At 75.1% G+C, this 19,733-nt stretch carries 17 protein-coding genes; 10 read left to right on the forward strand and 7 right to left on the reverse strand.

Annotation, left to right across the window (positions count from 1 at the left end; genetic code table 11):
- Window positions 1-7 precede the first annotated feature (7 nt).
- From ispG to MN205_RS17455, 3 genes are all read left to right on the forward strand, one after another.
- A complete protein-coding gene (gene ispG, locus MN205_RS17445) occupies window positions 8-1,168 on the forward strand; it encodes a flavodoxin-dependent (E)-4-hydroxy-3-methylbut-2-enyl-diphosphate synthase (protein WP_242129589.1) in 1,161 nt (386 codons plus the stop codon).
- A 99-nt stretch (window positions 1,169-1,267) separates the two neighbouring features.
- On the forward strand, window positions 1,268-2,161 hold the full coding sequence (locus tag MN205_RS17450; RefSeq protein ID WP_242129590.1) for a GNAT family N-acetyltransferase: 894 nt from the start codon (window positions 1,268-1,270) through the stop codon (window positions 2,159-2,161).
- A 73-nt stretch (window positions 2,162-2,234) separates the two neighbouring features.
- Window positions 2,235-3,995, forward strand: a complete 1,761-nt coding sequence (locus tag MN205_RS17455) for a proline--tRNA ligase (RefSeq protein WP_374115970.1) — start codon at window positions 2,235-2,237, stop codon at window positions 3,993-3,995.
- 3 nt (window positions 3,996-3,998) lie between these two features.
- Here the strand turns inward: MN205_RS17455 and MN205_RS17460 are convergent, their stop codons facing one another.
- Genes MN205_RS17460 through MN205_RS22070 form a run of 3 tightly spaced genes read right to left on the reverse strand, consistent with a single transcriptional unit; the run spans window position 3,999 to window position 6,966 of the window.
- Window positions 3,999-4,808, reverse strand: coding sequence for a tryptophan-rich sensory protein (locus tag MN205_RS17460; RefSeq protein WP_242129591.1), 810 nt, complete (start codon window positions 4,806-4,808; stop codon window positions 3,999-4,001).
- 53 nt (window positions 4,809-4,861) lie between these two features.
- Window positions 4,862-5,740 carry an endonuclease/exonuclease/phosphatase family protein gene (locus MN205_RS17465; protein WP_242129592.1) on the reverse strand — a complete coding sequence of 293 codons (879 nt, stop codon included), beginning with the start codon at window positions 5,738-5,740 and terminating at the stop codon, window positions 4,862-4,864.
- A gap of 56 nt (window positions 5,741-5,796) precedes the next feature.
- Window positions 5,797-6,966, reverse strand: a complete 1,170-nt coding sequence (locus MN205_RS22070) for a DUF4439 domain-containing protein (protein WP_242129594.1) — start codon at window positions 6,964-6,966, stop codon at window positions 5,797-5,799.
- A gap of 145 nt (window positions 6,967-7,111) precedes the next feature.
- Between MN205_RS22070 and rimP the strand changes: the two genes are divergently transcribed.
- The 7 genes from rimP to truB all read left to right on the forward strand — a co-directional run bounded on the left by rimP (window position 7,112) and on the right by truB (window position 14,216).
- Complete coding sequence (gene rimP / locus MN205_RS17475; RefSeq protein ID WP_242129596.1) at window positions 7,112-7,756, forward strand: ribosome maturation factor RimP; 645 nt, start codon at window positions 7,112-7,114, stop codon at window positions 7,754-7,756.
- On the forward strand, window positions 7,753-8,769 hold the full coding sequence (nusA, locus tag MN205_RS17480) for a transcription termination factor NusA (protein WP_242129598.1): 1,017 nt from the start codon (window positions 7,753-7,755) through the stop codon (window positions 8,767-8,769). Before rimP ends, nusA begins: the two co-directional genes overlap by 4 nt.
- Before the next feature lie 58 nt (window positions 8,770-8,827).
- A complete protein-coding gene (locus MN205_RS17485; protein ID WP_242129600.1) occupies window positions 8,828-9,208 on the forward strand; it encodes a YlxR family protein in 381 nt (126 codons plus the stop codon).
- 90 nt (window positions 9,209-9,298) lie between these two features.
- Window positions 9,299-12,370 (forward strand): translation initiation factor IF-2, encoded by a 3,072-nt coding sequence (gene infB / locus MN205_RS22075; protein ID WP_308220300.1) that lies wholly within the window; start codon window positions 9,299-9,301, stop codon window positions 12,368-12,370.
- Window positions 12,371-12,437: 67 nt separating this feature from the next.
- Window positions 12,438-12,731, forward strand: coding sequence for a DUF503 domain-containing protein (locus MN205_RS17510; protein WP_242129602.1), 294 nt, complete (start codon window positions 12,438-12,440; stop codon window positions 12,729-12,731).
- Between the two features lie 22 nt (window positions 12,732-12,753).
- On the forward strand, window positions 12,754-13,308 hold the full coding sequence (rbfA, locus tag MN205_RS17515) for a 30S ribosome-binding factor RbfA (RefSeq protein ID WP_242129604.1): 555 nt from the start codon (window positions 12,754-12,756) through the stop codon (window positions 13,306-13,308).
- Entirely contained in the window at window positions 13,305-14,216 is a 912-nt protein-coding gene (truB, locus tag MN205_RS17520) for a tRNA pseudouridine(55) synthase TruB (protein WP_255820594.1), read from the forward strand. The genes rbfA and truB overlap by 4 nt, the downstream gene beginning before the upstream one ends.
- Window positions 14,217-14,312: 96 nt before the next feature.
- Here the strand turns inward: truB and MN205_RS17525 are convergent, their stop codons facing one another.
- The 4 genes from MN205_RS17525 to pgi all read right to left on the reverse strand — a co-directional run bounded on the left by MN205_RS17525 (window position 14,313) and on the right by pgi (window position 19,662).
- The gene (locus MN205_RS17525; RefSeq protein ID WP_242129607.1) at window positions 14,313-15,629 is read right to left on the reverse strand and encodes a dicarboxylate/amino acid:cation symporter; all 1,317 of its coding nucleotides are present in this window, start codon (window positions 15,627-15,629) and stop codon (window positions 14,313-14,315) included.
- Window positions 15,630-16,047: 418 nt separating this feature from the next.
- Window positions 16,048-16,821, reverse strand: a complete 774-nt coding sequence (locus tag MN205_RS17530) for an SDR family NAD(P)-dependent oxidoreductase (protein WP_242129608.1) — start codon at window positions 16,819-16,821, stop codon at window positions 16,048-16,050.
- A complete protein-coding gene (locus MN205_RS17535) occupies window positions 16,818-17,843 on the reverse strand; it encodes an NAD(P)-dependent alcohol dehydrogenase (protein ID WP_255820597.1) in 1,026 nt (341 codons plus the stop codon). The genes MN205_RS17530 and MN205_RS17535 overlap by 4 nt, the downstream gene beginning before the upstream one ends.
- Window positions 17,844-17,973: 130 nt before the next feature.
- Complete coding sequence (pgi, locus tag MN205_RS17540; protein WP_242129610.1) at window positions 17,974-19,662, reverse strand: glucose-6-phosphate isomerase; 1,689 nt, start codon at window positions 19,660-19,662, stop codon at window positions 17,974-17,976.
- Window positions 19,663-19,733: the final 71 nt, after the last annotated feature.

The raw sequence follows: 19,733 nt of genomic DNA on the forward strand, positions 1-19,733 counted from the left end.
TGGTGCCGTGACCGTGAGCCTCGGCCTGCCCGCCCTCCCTCCGCCCGTCCTGGCCCCCCGCCGCCCGACGCGCAAGATCAAGGTCGGCGCGGTCGAGGTCGGCGGCGACGCCCCGATCTCGGTGCAGTCGATGACGACGACGCCGACGACGAACATCAACGCCACCCTGCAGCAGATCGCCGAGCTGACGGCGACCGGCTGCGACATCGTGCGCGTGGCCTGCCCCAGCGCCGACGACGCCGAGGCCCTGCCGATCATCGCGAGGAAGTCGCAGATCCCCGTCATCGCGGACATCCACTTCCAGCCCAAGTACGTCTTCGCCGCCATCGAGGCCGGCTGCGCGGCCGTGCGCGTCAACCCCGGCAACATCCGCAAGTTCGACGACCAGGTCAAGCAGATCGCGCAGGCGGCCAAGGACGCCGGAGTCTCGATCCGCATCGGCGTCAACGCCGGCTCCCTGGACCCGCGCCTGCTGGCCAAGCACGGCAAGGCCACGCCCGAGGCGCTGGTGGAGTCCGCCGTGTGGGAGGCCTCGCTGTTCGAGGAGCACGACTTCCACGACTTCAAGATCTCCGTCAAGCACAACGACCCGGTCGTCATGGTCCGCGCCTACGAGCTGCTCTCCGAGCGCGGCGACTGGCCCCTGCACCTCGGCGTCACCGAGGCCGGCCCGGCCTTCCAGGGCACCATCAAGTCCGCCACCGCCTTCGGGGCGCTGCTGAGCAAGGGCATCGGCGACACCATCCGCGTCTCGCTGTCCGCGCCGCCGGCGGAGGAGGTCAAGGTCGGCATCCAGATCCTGCAGTCGCTGAACCTGCGCCCGCGCAAGCTCGAGATCGTCTCCTGCCCCTCCTGCGGGCGCGCGCAGGTGGACGTCTACTCCCTGGCCGACGCCGTCACCGAGGGGCTGCAGGGCATGAGCGTGCCGCTGAGGGTGGCCGTCATGGGCTGCGTCGTCAACGGCCCCGGCGAGGCCCGCGAGGCCGACCTGGGCGTGGCCAGCGGCAACGGCAAGGGCCAGATCTTCGTCAAGGGCGAGGTCATCAAGACCGTCCCCGAGCACGCGATCGTCGAGACCCTCATCGAGGAGGCGGAGCGGCTGGCCGCCGAGATGGGCGAGCCGGCCGGCGAGTCCACCGCCGGCAGCCCGACGGTCACCGTCGGCTGACGGCGGCGCCTCGTGCGCTGGGGCGGGACGGCGCGCCGCGGGTGGGCCCGCGGCGGGGGTCGCGTGGACGCCCCGGCCCCTGCGCGACAGGATGCCGGGGTGCACCCGTTCCCGTCCGCGGCCACGTCCCCGGGGTCCGCCGCGCCCGGGACCCTGCGCGTCCTCACCGGCGCCGACGCCCCCGCCCTGCTGCGGCTGTGCGAGCGCGACCCGGTCGCCAACCTGTTCGTCTCCGCGCGGGTGCTCGGCCTGCTGTCCCGGCCGGGCACCGACCTCGGCGGGCAGGTGTGGGGCTGGTTCGAGGGCGGGGAGCTGGTCTCCGCGTGCTGGGCCGGGGCCAACCTCGTGCCGATCGAGGCGACCCCCGCCGCGCTGGACGCCTTCGCCGCGCAGGCCCGCGCGCAGGGGCGGCGCTGCTCGTCCCTCGTGGGGCCCGCCGAGACCGTCCTGGCGCTGTGGCAGCGCCTGGAGCCGCACTGGCGCGGCGTGCGGGAGGTCCGGGCCCGCCAGCCGCTCATGGTGTGCGACGGCGAGCCGGACGTGCCCGCCGACCCCGCGGTGCGCCGCGCCACCCTGCGCGAGCTGGACCTCGTGGTGCCCGCCTGCGTGGCGATGTTCACCGAGGAGATCGGTTACGCACCCGCCCCGCCGGACGGCGGCGGCGCCTACCGCGCCCGCGTCGCCGAGCTGGTCTCCACCGGCCGCTCGTTCGTGCGCGTGGACCCGGGACCGGCCGGGCCGGAGGTCGTCTTCAAGGCCGAGCTGGGCGCCGTCTCGCCGAAGGTGGTGCAGGTGCAGGGGGTCTGGGTGCCGCCGCACCGGCGCGGCGAGGGCCTGGCCTCCCCGGGCATGGCGGCGGTCGTGCGGGCCGCGCGCGCCGAGGGCGTGGACGTGGTCTCCCTGTACGTCAACGACTACAACGCCAAGGCGCTGGCGGCCTACCGCCGCGTGGGCTTCCGCGAGGTCGGCACCTTCGCCACCGTCCTGTTCTGAACCGCCCCGTCCCCGAGGGGCGCCCGCCACGGCGCGGCCGGGTGGGCCCCCGGTCGCGGATAGGCTGCCCGGCGTGCTGATGCGGATGTCGACGCTGTTCCTGCGGACCCTGCGGGAGGACCCGGTCGAGGCCGAGGTCGCCAGCCACAAGCTGCTGGTGCGGGCCGGCTACGTCCGTCGCGCCGCACCGGGCATCTACACCTGGCTGCCGCTGGGGCTGAAGGTGCTGCGCAGGGTCGAGGCCGTGGTGCGCGAGGAGATGGACGCCGCCGGGTTCCAGGAGGTCCACTTCCCGGCGCTGCTGCCGCGCGAGCCGTACGAGGCGACGAACCGCTGGACCGAGTACGGCGACGGCATGTTCCGCCTGAAGGACCGCAAGGGCGCCGACTACCTGCTGGCGCCCACCCACGAGGAGATGTTCACGCTCCTCGTCAAGGACCTGTACTCCTCGTACAAGGACCTCCCGCTGTCGATCTACCAGATCCAGACGAAGTACCGCGACGAGGCCCGTCCCCGGGCCGGGGTCCTGCGCGGCCGCGAGTTCGTCATGAAGGACTCCTACAGCTTCGACGTGGACGAGGCCGGCCTGGAGGTGTCCTACGAGAAGCACCGCGACGCCTACATCCGCGTCTTCACCCGCCTGGGGCTGGAGTTCGTCGTCGTCTCGGCCGTGTCGGGCGCCATGGGCGGCTCGCGCAGCGAGGAGTTCCTGCACCCCACCCCCATCGGGGAGGACACCTTCGTGCGCTCCCCGGGCGGCTACGCGGCCAACGTCGAGGCCGTCACCACGCCGGTGCCGCCGGCGGTCCCGTTCGACGACGCCCCGGCCGCTCACGTGGAGGACACCCCGGACACCCCCACCATCGAGACCCTGGTGGCCGCCGCGAACGCCGCGCACCCGCGCCCGGACCGGGCGTGGACGGCGGCCGACACCCTGAAGAACGTCCTGGTCGTGCTGCGCCACCCCGACGGCACCCGTGAGCCGCTGGCGGTGGGGCTGCCCGGCGACCGCGAGGTGGACCTCAAGCGGCTGGAGGCGTCCTTGGCGCCCGCCGAGCTGGAGGCCTTCGAGGAGAAGGACTTCGCGGCCCACCCCGCGCTCGTCAAGGGCTACATCGGTCCCGGGGGCCTGGGCGAGGAGTCCGCCTCGGGCATCCGCTACCTGCTGGACCCGCGCGTGGTGGAGGGCACCCGCTGGATCACCGGCGCCGACGCGCCCGGCAAGCACGTCTTCGACCTCGTCGCCGGCCGCGACTTCACCGGCGACGGGTTCGTCGAGGCCGCCGAGGTGCGCGCCGGTGACCCGGCCCCGGACGGCTCCGGACCGCTGGAGCTGGCGCGCGGCATCGAGATCGGCCACATCTTCGCCCTCGGCCGCCGCTACGCCGAGGCGCTGGACCTGAAGGTCCTCGACGAGAACGGCAAGCAGGTCGTGGTGACGATGGGCTCGTACGGCATCGGCGTCACCCGCGCCCTGGCCGCGATCGCCGAGGGCAACCACGACGACAAGGGCCTGGTGTGGCCGCGCGGCCTCGCCCCGGCCGACGTGCACGTCGTCGCCACCGGCAAGGACCCGGAGGTGTTCACCACCGCCGAGCGGATCGCGTCCGAGCTGCAGGCCGACGGGGTGGAGGTCCTGCTGGACGACCGCCCGAAGGTCTCGCCCGGCGTGAAGTTCAAGGACGCCGAGCTGATCGGCGTGCCCACGATCCTCGTGGTCGGCAAGGGCCTGGCCGAGGGCGTCGTGGAGCTGCGCGACCGCCGCAGCGGCGAAGCCCGTCAGGTGCCGCTGGCCGAGGCCGTGCCGGCCGTCACCGCCGCCGTGCGCGGCTGACCCTCACCGCCGCCGCGCGCGCAGCCGCACAGCGGCGGTGGTCCCCGCGACCACCGCCGCGGCGGCACCGGCGGCCACGGCCGCCGCGGTGGAGGAGTCCGTCCCGGACAGCCGCCCGGCGCACACCCACGCCAGCCCCCACGTCAGGGCCGCCCCGAAGGCCACGCTGCCGCGCGAGCGGACGGCGGTGAGGACACCGGCACCCGCGGCGACGGCGAGCACCACCACCGCCCACACCGGCTCGGCGGTCGTCAGCCCGGCCTGCTCCAGCGCCGCGGCGGCGTTCGCCACCGTCGCGATGCTCACCCACCCCAGGTACAGGCCCACCGTCCCGTCCACGACCACGGACTCCACCCGGCTGCGCGGCCGGGTCGCGACGAGACGCCCGAAGGCGACGACGAGCACCGCGAGCAGCGCGGCGATCACCGCGACCGAGGCACCGACCCAGCCGGCCTGCACGGTGGCGATCCACACCAGGTTCAGCAGCAGCGAGGCCGCCACCCACCACCCGGTCGCCCGCTGGCGCTCGTCGCGGGCGTGCGCCGGCAGCAGCTGCCACACCGCCAGCGCCACCAGGCCGGCGTAGACGACGCTCCAGATCGCGAACGCCGGCCCGGCGGGCGCCACGAGGGTCGCGTCGGCCGACAGCGCGCCGCCCGCCGCCTCGGCGATCGGGGTGCCGCCGAAGGCTCCGGAGCCGACGGCGGAACCCGCCACGGCGACCACCGCTCCCACGGCGACGACCCCCCGGCGCAGTCCGTCGCGGGAAGGGGTGCGTCCGGTGGCGCGCGACAGGGCGGAGGCGGTGCTCATGCCCCGATCGTGCTGCGGACCGGCCCGCCCCGCACCCGCTGAGGACGGGCGCCTCAGGGGTCCAGGTCGACGAGCACCGCCGCGTGGTCGGAGGCCCAGACGCCCTCCACCGGTTCGGTCGCCACCAGGCGCGCGGTGCGCACCGCGCCCTCCCCGCTGAACGGGGTCAGCCCGACGAGCACGTGGTCGATGCGCGCGCTGGGCTGGTGCACCCGCGCCACCCACGGGTTGCGCCGGTCCCACGTCAGCCCCGGGTCGCCGGGTTCGGCGAAGCGCCAGGCGTCCACGAGGACGAAGCCGTCCACGGGCCCGGCGGTCTCGTAGCCGCGGGCCAGGCGCAGCTCGTCGGAGGACTCCACCGCGTTGAAGTCGCCTGTCAGCACCGGTGGGTAGCGCTCGCCGCGCCGCCGGCTCGCCGCCACGAACGGCACCAGTTCGCGCACCTGCGCCACCCGCACGGACGACTCGGCGGGGGAGGAGTTCAGGTGGGTGGTGGTGAACGGCAGCGGCCGCCGGGGGGTGTCCACGAGGACCTGCAGGGCGGTGCGTCCCTCGTCCTCGTGCCCACCCGCCGGCAGTTCCAGGACCCGCTGCTCCAGCAGCGGGTACCTGCTGAGCACGGCGTTGCCGAAGCCGACCGTCCCGGCGTCCGGGTCGTGCGGGGACAGGCGCCGCTGCCAGCGCTCGGGCCGCGGGGACGGTGAGAAGGCGGCCACCATGCCCAGGTGCTCGGCGAGCCAGGCGGCGAGGTCCTCCCCGTCGTCGCCGGTGGCCCACACCTCCTGCAGGCCCACGACGTCGGGACGGTGCTCGGCGAGGACCGCCAGGATCGCCTCGCGCCGCGCTCGCCAGTCGCCGAAGCGCCACCAGACGTTCCAGGTCATGATCCGCAGCGGGCGGGTGACCCCCGCGGGTCGTTCGGGTGCGCTCATGTCGCCGACCAGTCTCGCAGCCGCACCCGCGGGCGCGGGAACGGGTCGGGCACCGTTCAGCCGCTGACCGGTGGGCTCGTCGCGGCCCCTGCCGCCGGCGCTGCGTCGGCCGTCGTGGGAGGTGCGGCGAGGGGGAGGGGGAGCCCGTCCTCGCCGACGCCCGGCAGGCCGGGCAGGTTCGTGGTGGTGCCGCCCCAACCGCGGGCGGCGCGCGCGGAACGCACCACCCCGACGGCGGCCAGCGCCCGGTCGGCGCGGGAGGCGGCCGCCAGGTCCGCGTGGACGGCCGCCAGCCGCTCCTCGACCGAGGCGGCCAGCAGGATCGCGGCTTCGGGCGCGGGAGCGGCGGCGTCGTACGAGGCGTGCGCCCCGACCGGCTGGGCGCCGCGCGCCCGCAGCAGAGCGGTGACGTCGTCGCGCGCGACGCGGTGGGCGGCGAGCGCGGCCAGCGCCCGGTCCCGCGGACCGCCCTCGAGGCGCGCGGCGACGAGCCCGAAGCACCACACCGCCGCGTGCTCCCCGGCCAGCACCGCCTGCAGCGCAGCCACCGCCCTCGTGTCCTCGCCGTCCGTGTCCTCGCCGTCCGTGTCTTCGCCGTCCGTGCCGCCGGCCGTGCTCGGTACGGCCCCCCGGGTGGTCGCGGGAGGGGGCGCCGGGGCGGGGACGGCCGGGAGGTCCACCGCCGGGGTGGCGGTCCCCGCGGCCGTGGTGACGCCGTCCAGCAGCAGCGCGCGCGAGGCGCCCACGGCGCACAGCAACCGGGCCATGCCGCCGCCGACGTCGCCCGGGACGGCGTCGAGGGCGCGCCCGGCCGCGGCGGCGAGCTCCCCGGCGAGGGCGTCCACCCCCGCGGCGGCTCCGGCCGCCGGGGTCGCCGTCCCGGGGGCGGTGTCCGCGCCCAGGGCGCGCAGGTGGGCGGTGCAGGCGTCGACGACCGCCGTCGCGGACTGCTGCACGGCCGCCGGGCCGGGCGCCGCACCCGCGGTGGTCAGCGGCAGGGCCAGCGTCAGCAGTGCGCGGGCGTCGGCCGCGGCGACCTCCCGGGCGACGTCGTCCGGGCCGCGGCTGGGCGCCGGCGTCGGCTCCGTCCCGCTGACCCAGCGCACGCCGCACCCGGTCAGGGCGGCGGCGCCGGCGAGGGGAGCGAGCAGCCCCAGGACCGCCCTGCGGCCCGGCTGCCGGTGCCCTCCGGTGGTGTGCGCGGCGGGCGTGGGCGGGACGGGCACCCGGTGATGGTCCCACGCGTGCGGTCGGAGGACGGTGGCGCACCGGGATACTCTGGGCAGTCGTCGTCGCGAGCGGCGGGTNNGGGCCCCGGGTCCACCCGCCGCTCGCGCGCGCAGGGCGTTCGAGAGCAGGGGAGGGGCGGTCGTGCCGTCGCTGGACGAGGCCGTGGCCGGTGTGCTGGAGGCCGTCTTCGCCGACGGGCGCCGCTCGGCCGGCCTGGCGCTGGAGGAGGTGGCGGTCTCCACGGCCGGCCGCCGGCGCGTGGTGCGCGTGGTGGTGGACCTGGCCGGTGACGAGCCGGGCGAGGTCGACCTCGAGGCGGTGTCCGTGGTCTCGGCGGCGGTCTCCGAGGCCCTGGACTCCTCGAACGCGCTGGGTGATGCGCCCTACACGCTGGAGGTCACCTCCCCGGGCGTGGAGCGCCCCCTGACCACCCCGCGGCACTGGTCCCGCGCCCGCGGCCGCCTGGTGCGCGCCGTGCTGGTGGACGGCGGGGCGCTGCTGGGCCGCGTGGAGTCGGTCGACGCGGACGGGGTGCTGCTGCGGCTGGAGCCGCAGCCGGTCAAGGGCCGCCCGCCCCGGGCCAAGGACGTCGGGGTGCCGCGCCAGGTGCCGTTCCCCGACCTGGTGCGCGGCGAGGTGCAGGTGGAGTTCCGCCGCCCCGCCGGCGACGAGGAGCACGCGGGCGAGCTGGACGACGAGCTGGACGACGAGCTGGACGACGAGCTGGACGAGCCCGGTGGCGAGCCGGGCGCGCGGGACGACGCGGGACGCGAGGGCGAGCGGTGAACATCGACATGGCGGCGCTGAGGCTGCTGGAGCGGGAGCGGGAGATCCCGTTCGAGGCGCTGGTGCGCGCGATCGAGCAGGCGTTGCTCATCGCCTACCACCACACCGAGGGGGCGCAGCGGCACGCCCGCGTGGAGCTGGACCGCACCACCGGCGAGGTGCGGGTGCTCGCCGCCGAGCGCGGCGAGGACGGCGCCGTGGTGCGCGAGTACGACGACACCCCCGCGGGCTTCGGGCGCATCGCCGCCACGACCGCGCGCCAGGTGATCCTGCAGCGGCTGCGCGACGCCGCCGACGAGCAGGTCCTGGGCGAGTACGCCGACACGGAGGGCGACATCGTCTCCGGCGTCGTGCAGCAGGGCCGCGACCCCAGGGTGGTCCAGGTGGACCTGGGGTCCCTGGAGGGCGTGCTGCCGCCGGCGGAGCAGGTGCCGGGTGAGGAGTACCGCCACGGCAGCCGGTTGCGCTGCTACGTCGTCAGCGTCAAGAAGGGCCCCAAGGGCCCGCAGGTGGTCCTCTCGCGCTCGCACCCGAACCTGGTGCGCCGCCTCTTCGCGCTGGAGGTGCCCGAGATCGCCGACGGCACGGTGCAGATCACGGCGATGTCCCGGGAGGCCGGGCACCGCACGAAGATGGCCGTGCGCGCCACGCGCCAGGGGATCAACGCCAAGGGCGCGTGCATCGGGCCGATGGGGCAGCGCGTGCGGGCCGTCATGGCCGAGCTCCGCGGTGAGAAGATCGACATCGTCGACCACAGCGACGACCCGGCGCGCTTCGTCGCCAGCGCCCTGTCGCCGGCGCGGGTGACGTCGGTGGAGGTCGTGGACGCGGAGGCGCGCTCCGCGCGCGCGATCGTGCCCGACTACCAGCTGTCGCTGGCGATCGGCAAGGAGGGGCAGAACGCCCGGCTGGCCGCCAAGCTCACGGGCTGGCGCATCGACATCCGGCCCGACACCGAGGCCGCGGCGGAGGACGCGCAGGGGCGGCAGGACCCCGGCCCCGGCTCCCGCTGAGCTCCGGGCGGGTCCCGCGACCCGCCCGAGCGCGGGGCGGCGCTACACTGTCCGCATCGTGACACTCGCTGAGGCCGGTCCCGCCCGCCGGCGACCCACCACCCCCGCTGTCCGCCCCGCCTCCTCGAGCGCGGACGTGGAACACGCGCGGACGTGCGTGGGTTGTCGTCGGAGAGGCTCCCGGTCTGAGCTGCTGAGGGTCGTCGCGTCGGCCGAGGGGGACGAGGTCCTCGTCGACGAGCGGCGGCGGCTCCCCGGCAGGGGGGCGTGGCTGCACCACAGCACCGCGTGCCTGGACCGGGCGGAGAAGCGGCGGGCCCTGCCCCGCGCGCTGCGCCGCCCCGGTCCCCTCGACACCTCCGGCGTGCGCTCCCACCTGGAGCCGCCCACCGGCGCTGTCGCGTCCACCACCACCGATGAGAACGGGTCGAACAGCTGATGAGCACCCGATGAGCTCGTGCAGATGAACCCCGACGACTGACGACGGTCCGCGCCCGGTAGTGGTGGCCCGGACCGAGACAGGAGAGATGTGGCAAAGGTCCGGGTCTACGAACTCGCCAAGGAGTTCGGAGTCGAGAGCAAGGTCGTCCTGGCGACGCTGAAGGAGATGGGCGAGTTCGTCCGGTCGGCGAGCTCGACCGTCGAGCCGCCGGTCATCCGCCGGCTGAAGGACAAGTTCCCCGCGGACGGCGCCTCCGGTGGCGGCCGTCCCACCCCGGCGGTGAAGCCGGGTCCGCGTCTGCCCCAGGGCGCCCGCCCGGGGCCCGCGCGGCCCGCGGCGCCCGCCGCTCCGGCGGCGCCCGCGCCGTCCGCGCCCGCCGCTCCGGCCGCCGGTGACGGTGCGCCGTCCGCGCCCGTGCCGGGCCCGGCGCCCACGCCGGGACCGGCCCCCGAGCCGGCCGCACCGGCGTCCCCCGCCTTCCAGGCGCCCCCGCCGGCCGCGCCCGCCGCGCCGCAGCAGCGGCCGGCGACGCCCGGCCCGCGCCCGTCCACCCCGCCCGCCGCGGGTGGCCCGGGTTCTGGCCCGCGCCCCGGCGCGCGTCCCGGTGGCCCGGCGAGCCCGGGGACCCGTCCGGGTGCCCCCGCCGGTCCCGCTGCCCGTCGCCCCGGCCCGCCGGAGCGCGGCGAGCGCCCCGTCCCCGGTGGTGAGCGCCCGCGCGGCGAGCGCCCCGACCGCGGCGAGCGCCCCGACCGCGGTGAGCGTCCCGACCGTGGCGACCGTCCGGCCCAGGGCGGCCGTCCCGGTGCTCCGGGCGGGGCCCGTCCCGGTGCCCCGCGCCCGGGCAACAACCCGTTCGCGACCAGCCAGGGCATGCCGCGCCCCGGTGCCCCGCGCCCGGGCAACAACCCGTTCGCCAACAACCAGGGCATGCCGCGCCCGCAGGGTGGCCCCCGTCCGGGTGCGCCCGGCCAGGGTGGCCCTCGTCCGGGTGCGCCCGGTGCGGGTGGCCCGCGCCCCGGTGCGCCCCGCCCGAACCCCGGCATGATGCCGGCGCGCCCGACCGTGGGCCGTCCGGGTGCTCCCGCCGGCCGGGCGGGTGCCCCGGGTCGCGGTGGCCCGGGTGGTGGCCGCGGTGGCTTCGGCGGCCGTCCGGGTGGTCCCGGTGCCGGTGGCGGCGGCTTCAGCGGCCGTCCGGGTGGACCCGGCCGCGGTGGCCGCGGTGGCACCCAGGGTGCCTTCGGTCGCGCCGGTGGTCGTCCCGTCAAGGGCCGCAAGTCCAAGCGCGCGAAGCGCCAGGAGTACGAGGCGATGCAGGCGCCCTCAGTCGGGGGCGTGTCGGTCCGTCGCGGTGACGGCTCGACCGTCGTCCGCATCCGTCGCGGTGCGTCGCTGAGCGACTTCGCCGAGCGCATCGACGCCGACCCCGCGGCGCTGGTCACCGTGCTGTTCCACCTCGGTGAGATGGCCACGGCGACGCAGTCGCTGGACGAGGACACCTTCCAGCTGCTGGGCGGCGAGCTCGGCTACGTCATCGAGGTCGTCTCCCCGGAGGACGAGGAGCGCGAGCTCCTGGCCGGGTTCTCGATCGACCTCGACGCCGAGCTGGAGGCCGAGGGCGACGAGCAGCTCGAGGCGCGCCCGCCGGTCGTGACCGTCATGGGCCACGTCGACCACGGCAAGACGAAGCTGCTGGACGCCATCCGCTCCTCCGACGTCGTGGCGAAGGAGGCCGGTGGCATCACGCAGCACATCGGCGCCTACCAGGTCGTCAAGGAGCACGAGGGTGTCGAGCGGCCGATCACCTTCATCGACACCCCTGGTCACGAGGCGTTCACCGCCATGCGTGCCCGTGGCGCGAAGGTGACCGACATCGCGATCCTCGTGGTCGCGGCCGACGACGGCGTGATGCCCCAGACCATCGAGGCGCTCAACCACGCCCAGGCGGCCGACGTCCCGATCGTCGTCGCGGTCAACAAGGTCGACAAGGAGGGCGCGAACCCGGACAAGGTCCGGCAGCAGCTCACCGAGTACAACCTGGTGGCCGAGGAGTACGGCGGCGAGACGATGTTCGTCGAGGTCTCCGCGAAGCAGGGCATGGGCCTGGACAACCTCCTCGAGGCCGTCCTGCTGACCGCCGACGCGTCGCTGGACCTGCGGGCCAACCCCGACAAGGACGCCCGCGGCATCGCCATCGAGGGCAACCTCGACAAGGGCCGCGGCCCGGTGGCGACCGTCCTCGTGCAGTCGGGCACCCTGCGGGTCGGCGACGCGATCGTCGCCGGCGTCGGCTACGGCCGCGTCCGCGCGATGCTCGACGAGAACGGCGACAACGTGGAGGAGGCGACTCCGTCGCGTCCGGTGCAGGTGCTCGGGCTCACGTCCGTCCCCGGTGCTGGCGACACGTTCCTGGCCGCTCCGGACGACCGGACGGCCCGGCAGATCGCGGAGAAGCGTGAGGCGCAGGAGCGCAACGCGGCCCTGGCGAAGGCGCGCAAGCGCATCTCCCTGGAGGACTTCACCAAGGCGCTGGAGCAGGGCAAGGTCGAGACCCTCAACCTCATCCTCAAGGGTGACGGTGCGGGGTCGGTCGAGGCCCTCGAGGACGCGCTGCTGAAGATCGATGTCGGTGACGAGGTCGACCTCCGGGTGATCGACCGCGGTGTCGGTGCGGTGACGAAGAACAACGTCAACCTCGCCGTCGCCTCGAACGCGATCATCATCGGGTTCAACGTGCGCCCGGAGCAGCAGACGAAGGAGTACGCCGACCGCGAGGGCGTCGACGTCCGGTACTACTCGGTCATCTACCAGGCGATCGAGGACGTCGAGAACGCGCTCAAGGGCATGCTCAAGCCGGAGTTCGAAGAGGTCCAGCTGGGCACCGCGGAGATCCGCGAGGTCTTCCGGTCCTCGAAGTTCGGCAACATCGCCGGCTGCCTCGTCCGGTCCGGTCTCATCCGGCGCAACACCAAGGCGCGCGTGCTGCGCAACGGTGTCGTGCACGGGGACAACCTCACCATCGAGTCGTTGCGACGGTTCAAGGACGACGCCACCGAGGTCCGCGAGGGCTACGAGTGCGGTATCGGCCTCGGCTCGTACAACGACCTCCAGGTCGACGACGTCATCGAGACGTTCGAGATGCAGGAGAAGCCGCGCGGCTGAGGCCGCCTGAGCGAAGCCGTCCGGGCGGGGACCCAGCAGGGTCCCCGCCCGGACGCACCCCACGCCGATGCACACAGGAACACTCACGTTCGACCTGCTCCTGGGCGACGTCCACTCGCTCAAGGGCAAGCGCAGCCTCGTGCGGCCGGTCGTCGCCGAACTGCGCCGCAGCTTCGACGTCGCCGCCGCGGAGACGGGTCACCTCGACCTGCACCGGCGGGCCGAGGTGGCCGTCGCCGTCGTCGCCCCCGACACGGCGCGCTGCACCGAGGTGCTCGACCGCTGCGAGCGCCTCGTGGCGGCGCACCCCGAGTTCCAGATCCTCTCCACCCGGCGGCAGTTCCTGTCGTCGGACGACTGAGCACCTCCAGGAGGGAAGTCCCGTGGCGGACCCCACTCGCGCCCGCAAGCTCGCCGACCGCATCAAGGTCGTCGTGGCAGAGGCGCTCGAGAAGCGCGTGAAGGACCCCCGCCTGGGGTTCATCACCATCACCGACGCCCGGGTCACCAACGACCTGCAGCACGCGACGCTCTACTACACGGTCTTCGGCAGCGACGAGGAGCGCGCCGGCACCGCGGCGGCCCTGGAGAGCGCCAAGGGCGTGCTCCGCTCGGAGGTCGGCAGGCGCACCGGCGTGCGGCTGACCCCGACGCTGACGTTCGCGACCGACGAGGTCCCCGAGACCGCCACGCAGATCGAGGAGCTGCTGCGGACGGCCGCGGAGCAGGACGCCCGCGTGGCGGCCCTGGCGGCCTCGGCGCAGCCCGCCGGGGAGGCCGATCCGTACAAGAAGCCCGTCGAGCACGACCTCGACGACGACTTCGACGAGGACGACGACCTCGACGGGGACGACGACCTCGACGGGGACGACTCGGACGAGGACCGCGCCGGGAGCGACGAGGACGGCGCCGCCCCCGGCGACCGCCGCGTCCCCTGAGCGCTCCGGGGGGAGGGCCCGGGCGCCCGCAGGTGGGCGACGGGATCCTCGTGGTCGACAAGCCGGCGGGCTGGACCAGCCACGACGTGGTGGGCCGCTGCCGGCGCCTGCTGGGCACCCGCCGCGTCGGGCACGCCGGCACCCTGGACCCCGCTGCGACCGGTGTGCTGGTGCTCGGCGCCAACCGGGGCACGAAGTTCCTCACGCACCTGGTGGCCCACGACAAGGCGTACACCGCCACCGTGCGGCTGGGCCTGGCGACGACCACGGACGACGCGGAGGGCGAGCCGCTGGGGGCACCCGCGGACGCCACCGGCCTGCACGAGGACGCCGTCACCGCGGCGGTGGCGGCCCTGACCGGTGACCTGCAGCAGGTGCCCAGCTCCGTCAGCGCCATCAAGGTGGACGGGAAGCGCTCCTACGCCCGGGTGCGCGGGGGCGAGGTCGTGGAGCTGCCGCCGCGGCCCGTGACCGTGTCCCGGTTCGAGGTGCTCGCCCGCCGTGCGGACGGGCCCTTCGTGGACCTCGACGTGGCGGTGGAGGTCTCCAGCGGCACCTACGTCCGGGCTCTGGCCCGCGACCTGGGCGCCGCGCTCGGCGTCGGCGGCCACCTGACGGCGTTGCGCCGCACCCGCTCCGGGCCGTTCACGCTGGGGGAGGCGCGCACTCTCGCCGAGGTCGAGGAGCACCCGTCGGTGGCGCCGCTGGCCGAGGTGGCTCGCCGGTTGTTCCCCGTGCGCCACCTCGACGCGGCCGAGGCCGGCGCGGTCTCCCACGGCGGTTTCACCGCGGCATCGGGGCACGAGGGCCCGGTGGCGGCCCTCGCACCGGACGGGACCCTGGTGGCCCTGCTGGGCGACACCGCCCGGGGTGCCAAGCCCCTGCTCGTGCTCACCCCGGTCGGCTGAGGGGCGCCGCGGGCCTCCGGCGGCGTCCTCCGCGACGACGAACGCCCGCCGCTCCCCGGTACCGGGGAGCGGCGGGCGTTCGTCGTGCGGGGGGAGTCAGACCGCCGCGGGCTCGGCGATGGCCTCCTCGACGCGGCGGCGCGAGTTGAACCGCGCCAGGTCCAGGATGCCCTCGCGCTTGGCGACGATCGTCGGCACCAGCGCCTGACCGGTGACGTTCACCGCGGTGCGGCCCATGTCCAGGATCGGGTCGATCGCCAGCAGCAGACCCACGCCGGCCAGCGGCAGGCCCAGCGTCGACAGGGTCAGCGTCAGCATGACGGTGGCACCGGTCAGACCGGCGGTGGCGGCCGAGCCGACGACCGACACGAACGCGATGAGCACGTAGTCGGTGATCGACAGGTCCACGTCGAAGAACCCGGCGACGAAGATCGCCGACAGCGCCGGGTAGATCGCCGCGCAGCCGTCCATCTTCGTGGTGGCGCCCAGCGGCACCGCGAAGGACGCGTACGAGCGCGGGACGCCCAGCTCCTCCTCGGTGACCCGCTGCGTCACCGGCAGGGTGCCGATGGAGGAGCGGGAGACGAACGCCAGCTGGGTGGCGGGCCACACGCCGGCGAAGAAGCGGCGCACGCTCAGGCCGTTGGCGCGCAGCAGCACCGGGTAGAGCACGAACAGCACCAGCGCCAGGCCGACGTAGACGTCCACGACGAACACAGCGAGCGGGCTGAGCGCGTCCCAGCCGTAGCTGGCGACCGCGCGGCCGAGCAGGCCGACGGTGCCCAGCGGGGCGAGCCGGATGACCCACCACAGCACGGTCTGCACGATCGCCAGGGCGGAGCGGGCCACGGTCAGCACCGGCTCGGCCTTCTCGCCGACCTTGAGGATCGCGACGCCCAGCGCGATGGAGATGACGAGCAGCTGCAGGACGTTGAAGGACAGCGAGACGCCGTCGTCGGAGGCGGAGGCCTGCAGGCCGAAGACGTTCCCGGGGACGATGCCCTGCAGGAAGTCCAGCCAGGAGCCGGTGCGGCTGGGCTCCTGGGCGGCCGAGGCCGCGACGGAGGTGCGGTCGCCCGGGTCGGTGGCGATGCCCAGGGCGATGCCGATGCCGACGGAGATCAGGGCGGTGATGGCGAACCACAGCAGGGTCTGCCACGCCAGCCGCGCGGCGTTGGTGACCTGGCGCAGGTTCGCGATGGAGGTGACCACGGCCAGGACGACGAGCGGCGGCACCAGGGTGCGCAGCAGCGTCACGAAGATCGAGCCGATGGTGGACAGGGTGGTGGTCAGCCAGTTCGGGTCCTCGGCTGTGCCGCCCATCGAGCGGGCGATCGCGCCGAGGACGACGCCGAGGACGAGGCCGATGAGCACCTGGACGCCGAAGGGCGTCCGCTTCAGGGTGCGGATCACGGGGGAGCTCCTGGGTAGGGGTGGGTGGCGCGGTGGCGGCGGTGCTGTGCCCGCCGCTAGACCGCGCTCGCCGTCCGGCCCAGGTCGATGTGCCGGCGCTCGGTGAGGTTCCATCCCGTGTCCATGCCGCTGGGGAGAATGCCACAGCGGGCGCGTCTGTTCCCGCGGGCCTCACCCGGTCGCGGTCCCGGGGCCCCCTCGCGGAGCGGTGCTCCTCGGCGAGCAGGCCGAACACGCGCGGGTCGGACCACCCGCCGGGGACGGCGGGATCGGGGCCGGCGCGCACCAGCCGGCCCCCCGGGCGCACGCCCAGGCGGGTGAGCACCCGCACCGAGGCGTCGTCGCCCGCGTGGACGCGGGCGCAGCCGCGGCCGCCGCGTCGTGACGGGGTACCGCGGTCGCAGCTGCACGCGCGGCTTCAGAACAAGGTGTACCCGCCGTCGGTGACGACGACGGCGCCGGTGGAGAAGCTGGAGGCGTCCGAGGCCAGGTAGACCACGCTGGCGGCGATCTCCTCCGGCGTGGCGTAGCGCTGCATGGGTGCGTCCTCGATCCACATCCGCCGGAACCGCGGCTCGTCCACCGGGGCCATGTCCGTCTTGACGTAGCCGGGGGCCAGGGCGTTGACCCGGATGCCCAGCGGCGCCCACTCCGCGGCCAGCGACTTCGTCAGCTGGTGCACGGCGGCCTTGGAGGCGTTGTAGACGGGCTGCATCTGGGGGCGGTTGACGATCGAGGCGCTGATGGATCCGATGTTGACGATGCTGCCGCCGCCGTGGGCCGCCATCCAGCGAGCGGCGACCTGGCTGGGCAGCCACACGCCCTTGAGGTTGGTGGTGACCACGTCGTCGTACTCGTCGTCGGTCACCTCCAGCGCGGGGCGGTGCACGCAGGTGCCGGCGTTGTTCACCAGCACGTGCAGGCCGCCGAGCTCGGTGGTGGCGCGCTCGACCGCGGCCTCGACCTCGGCGCGGTCGGTGACGTCCAGGCGCAGCCCGAGCGCGCGCCGCCCCGTGGTGGCGGCGATCTGCCGCGCGGCCTCCTCGCAGCGCCCCGCGTCCCGGGCGGCGACGACGACGTCGGCGCCCGCCTCGGCGAGCGCCTGCGCGAACGCGCGGCCCAGGCCGCGGTAGCCGCCGGTGACCAGGGCCACCTTGCCCGTGAGGGAGAAGCGCTCCAGCACGCCGCTCACGCGCCCACCACCGTCGGGTTCACGACGACGACGGCCTTCATGCTCAGCGGGTCGGAGTCGGCCTCCAGCGCCTCCTGCACCTGCTCCAGCGGGTACCGGGCGGTGACCATGTCGTCCAGGTGCACGGCGCCCGCCCGGAAGAGGTCGATGCCGCGCGGCCAGGTGTCCACGTACCGGAAGACGCCGGTGAGGGTGATCTCGCGGCTGGCGACGAGGCTGACGGGGATCGGCATCTCGTCGTCGCCCAGGCCCACGAGCACGGCGGTGCCGCCGGGGCGCAGGGCGCGGATGCCGGAGACGACGGCGGGGGTGGCGCCGGAGCAGTCCACGAAGGCGTCGGCGGCCAGGGCGGCGACCTCGTCGGCGTCGTCCACGGGGTGCAGCGAGCGCGTGGCGCCGAAGGAGGTGATGCGCTCGCGGCGCGAGTCGACGAAGTCGGTGACGACGACGTCGGCGGCGCCGCGCGCCCGCACGGCCTGCGCGACCATCGCGCCGATGGGGCCCGCCCCGGCGATCAGGACCCGGTCCCCGGGGGTGGTGCCCGCCTTGTGGGCTGCCCACAGCCCCACCGAGAACGGCTCCAGCAGGGCGGCCGCGTCGTCGGACATCGTGTCCGGCACCTCGTGCGCCATGTCGGCGGGGGCGGTGACGTAGTCGCAGAACGTGCCGTCCACCGGCGGGGTGGCGTAGAAGCGCATGTTCGGGCACAGGTTCATCCGCCCGGACTTGCACGCCCGGCAGCGCCGGCAGGGCACCTGCGGGTCGATCGCGACGCGCTCACCGACGCGTGCCTCCGCCACGCCGCGGCCCACCGCGACCACCTGCCCGGAGACCTCGTGCCCCAGCACGAGGGGCTGCTCGACGACGAAGTCGCCGATGCGGCCCTCCCGGTAGTAGTGCACGTCCGAGCCGCACACGCCGACCGAGGCCACGCGGACGAGGACCTCCCCGTCGGCGGGCGCCGGTACGGGCCGCTCCTGGACCTCGATCACACCCTTGCGCACCAGGACGCTCGCGCGCATCGTCTCCGCCACCCCGGACCCCTCCGTCCCGCACCGGGCGGCGGGAGGGCCCCGCCGCGACGGCGTCAGCTTCGCACGCGCCCCGCCGCCCCGGGGCGCTGCCGGGGCGGCGGGGCGCGTGCGGGAGGTGTCAGCCCCGCTGCTGCAGGTAGTACCGGATGAGCGAGGCGGTCGAGGGGTCCTGCGACTCCAGGGCCGCGGTGTCGCCGGTGAGGGCGGGCGCGATCTCCAGGGCCAGCTTCTTGCCCAGCTCCACGCCCCACTGGTCGAAGCTGTCGATGCCCCACACCGCGCCCTCGACGAACGTGACGTGCTCGTACAGGGCGATGAGCTGGCCGAGCACCGACGGGGTCAGCGCCGGCGCCATGATCGAGGTGGTGGGCCGGTTGCCGGAGAAGGTGCGCGCGGCGACGACCTCCTCGGCGGCACCCTCCGCCCGCACCTCCTCGGCGGTCTTGCCGAACGCCAGCGCCTTCGTCTGGGCGAAGAAGTTCGCCATGAACAGCGCGTGCACGTCGGCGTCGCCCGCGTCGCGGTCCACGAGCGGGTGCGCCGGGTTCGCGAACGCGATGAAGTCGCTCGGGATCACTCGGGTGCCCTGGTGGATCAGCTGGTAGAAGGCGTGCTGGCCGTTGGTGCCCGGCTCGCCCCAGAACACCTCGCCGGTGGCGGTGGTGACCGGGGAGCCGTCGTAGCGCACCGACTTGCCGTTGGACTCCATCGTCAGCTGCTGCAGGTACGCCGGGAACCGGTGCAGGTGCTGGGAGTACGGCAGCACGGCGTGCGTGTGCGCGTCGTGGTGGTTCACGTAGTGGACGTTCAGCAGGCCCATGAGCAGCGGCACGTTCGCGGCCGGCTCGGCGGTGCGGAAGTGCTCGTCCACGGCGTGGAAACCGGCCAGGAACTCCCGGAACCGCTCCGGGCCGATCGCCACCGCCAGCGAGGTGCCGATCGCGGAGTCCACCGAGTAGCGCCCGCCGACCCAGTCCCAGAACCCGAACGCGTTGGCCGGGTCGATGCCGAACGCCTCGACCTTGTCCAGCGCGGTGGACACGGCCACGAAGTGCTTGGCGACGGCGCCGCGGCGGGCCTCGTCGTCGTCGGCGAGGGCGCCGGCGGCGTCCAGGCGCTCCCACAGCCAGGTGCGGGCCAGTCGCGCGTTGGTCAGCGTCTCCAGGGTGCCGAACGTCTTGGACGCGACGATGAACAGCGTCGTCTCCGGGTCCAGGTCCGCCGTCGTCTCCGCCACGTCGGTGGGGTCGATGTTGGAGACGAACCGGCACTCCAGGCCCTCCTGCACGTACGGCTTGAGCGCCTCGTACGCCATGACCGGGCCCAGGTCGGAACCGCCGATGCCGATGTTGACGACGGTGGCGATGCGCTTGCCCGTCACGCCCGTCCACGCGCCCGAGCGCACCGCCTCCGCGAACGCGGAGAGCTTCTCCAGCTCCCGCTGCACGTCGGCGTCCACGTCCTGGCCGTCCACGACCAGCGGCGGCTGCGCGCCCGGCGGGCGGCGCAGCGCGGTGTGCAGCACGGCGCGGTCCTCGGTGACGTTGATGTGCTCACCGGCGAACATGGCGTCCCGCCGGGCCAGGACGCCGGTCTCCTCGGCCAGCTGCACCAGCAGCCGCAGCGTCTCGTCGGTGACGAGGTTCTTCGACAGGTCCACCCGCAGGTCGGCCGCCTCGAGGGTCATCCGCTCGGCGCGCTGCGGGTCGGCGGCGAACCACCCCCGCAGGTCGGGGCCCGCGGCGGCCTGCGCGGCCAGGGCGCCCCACGCGCTCGTCGTGGTCGGGTCGACAGGTCCTGTGCTCACGCGTCCGCCTCCAGCGCTCGTGCCCCGGGGGCCGTCCCCGGTCCTGGGTCTCGCGGCCCGGGGCCCGCGTC

The sequence above is a fragment of the Kineococcus sp. TRM81007 genome (genome assembly GCF_022669155.1).
Lineage (GTDB): Bacteria > Actinomycetota > Actinomycetes > Actinomycetales > Kineococcaceae > Kineococcus.

Excerpts from the sequence above, each read along its gene's own strand:
- MN205_RS17460 (WP_242129591.1), bottom strand. The coding sequence starts at position 4,808 with ATGAGCACCGCCTCCGCCCTGTCGCGCGCCACCGGACGCACCCCTTCC.
- MN205_RS17465 (WP_242129592.1), bottom strand. The coding sequence starts at position 5,740 with ATGAGCGCACCCGAACGACCCGCGGGGGTCACCCGCCCGCTGCGGATC.
- MN205_RS17510 (WP_242129602.1), top strand. The coding sequence starts at position 12,438 with ATGCACACAGGAACACTCACGTTCGACCTGCTCCTGGGCGACGTCCAC.
- MN205_RS17535 (WP_255820597.1), bottom strand. The coding sequence starts at position 17,843 with ATGCGCGCGAGCGTCCTGGTGCGCAAGGGTGTGATCGAGGTCCAGGAG.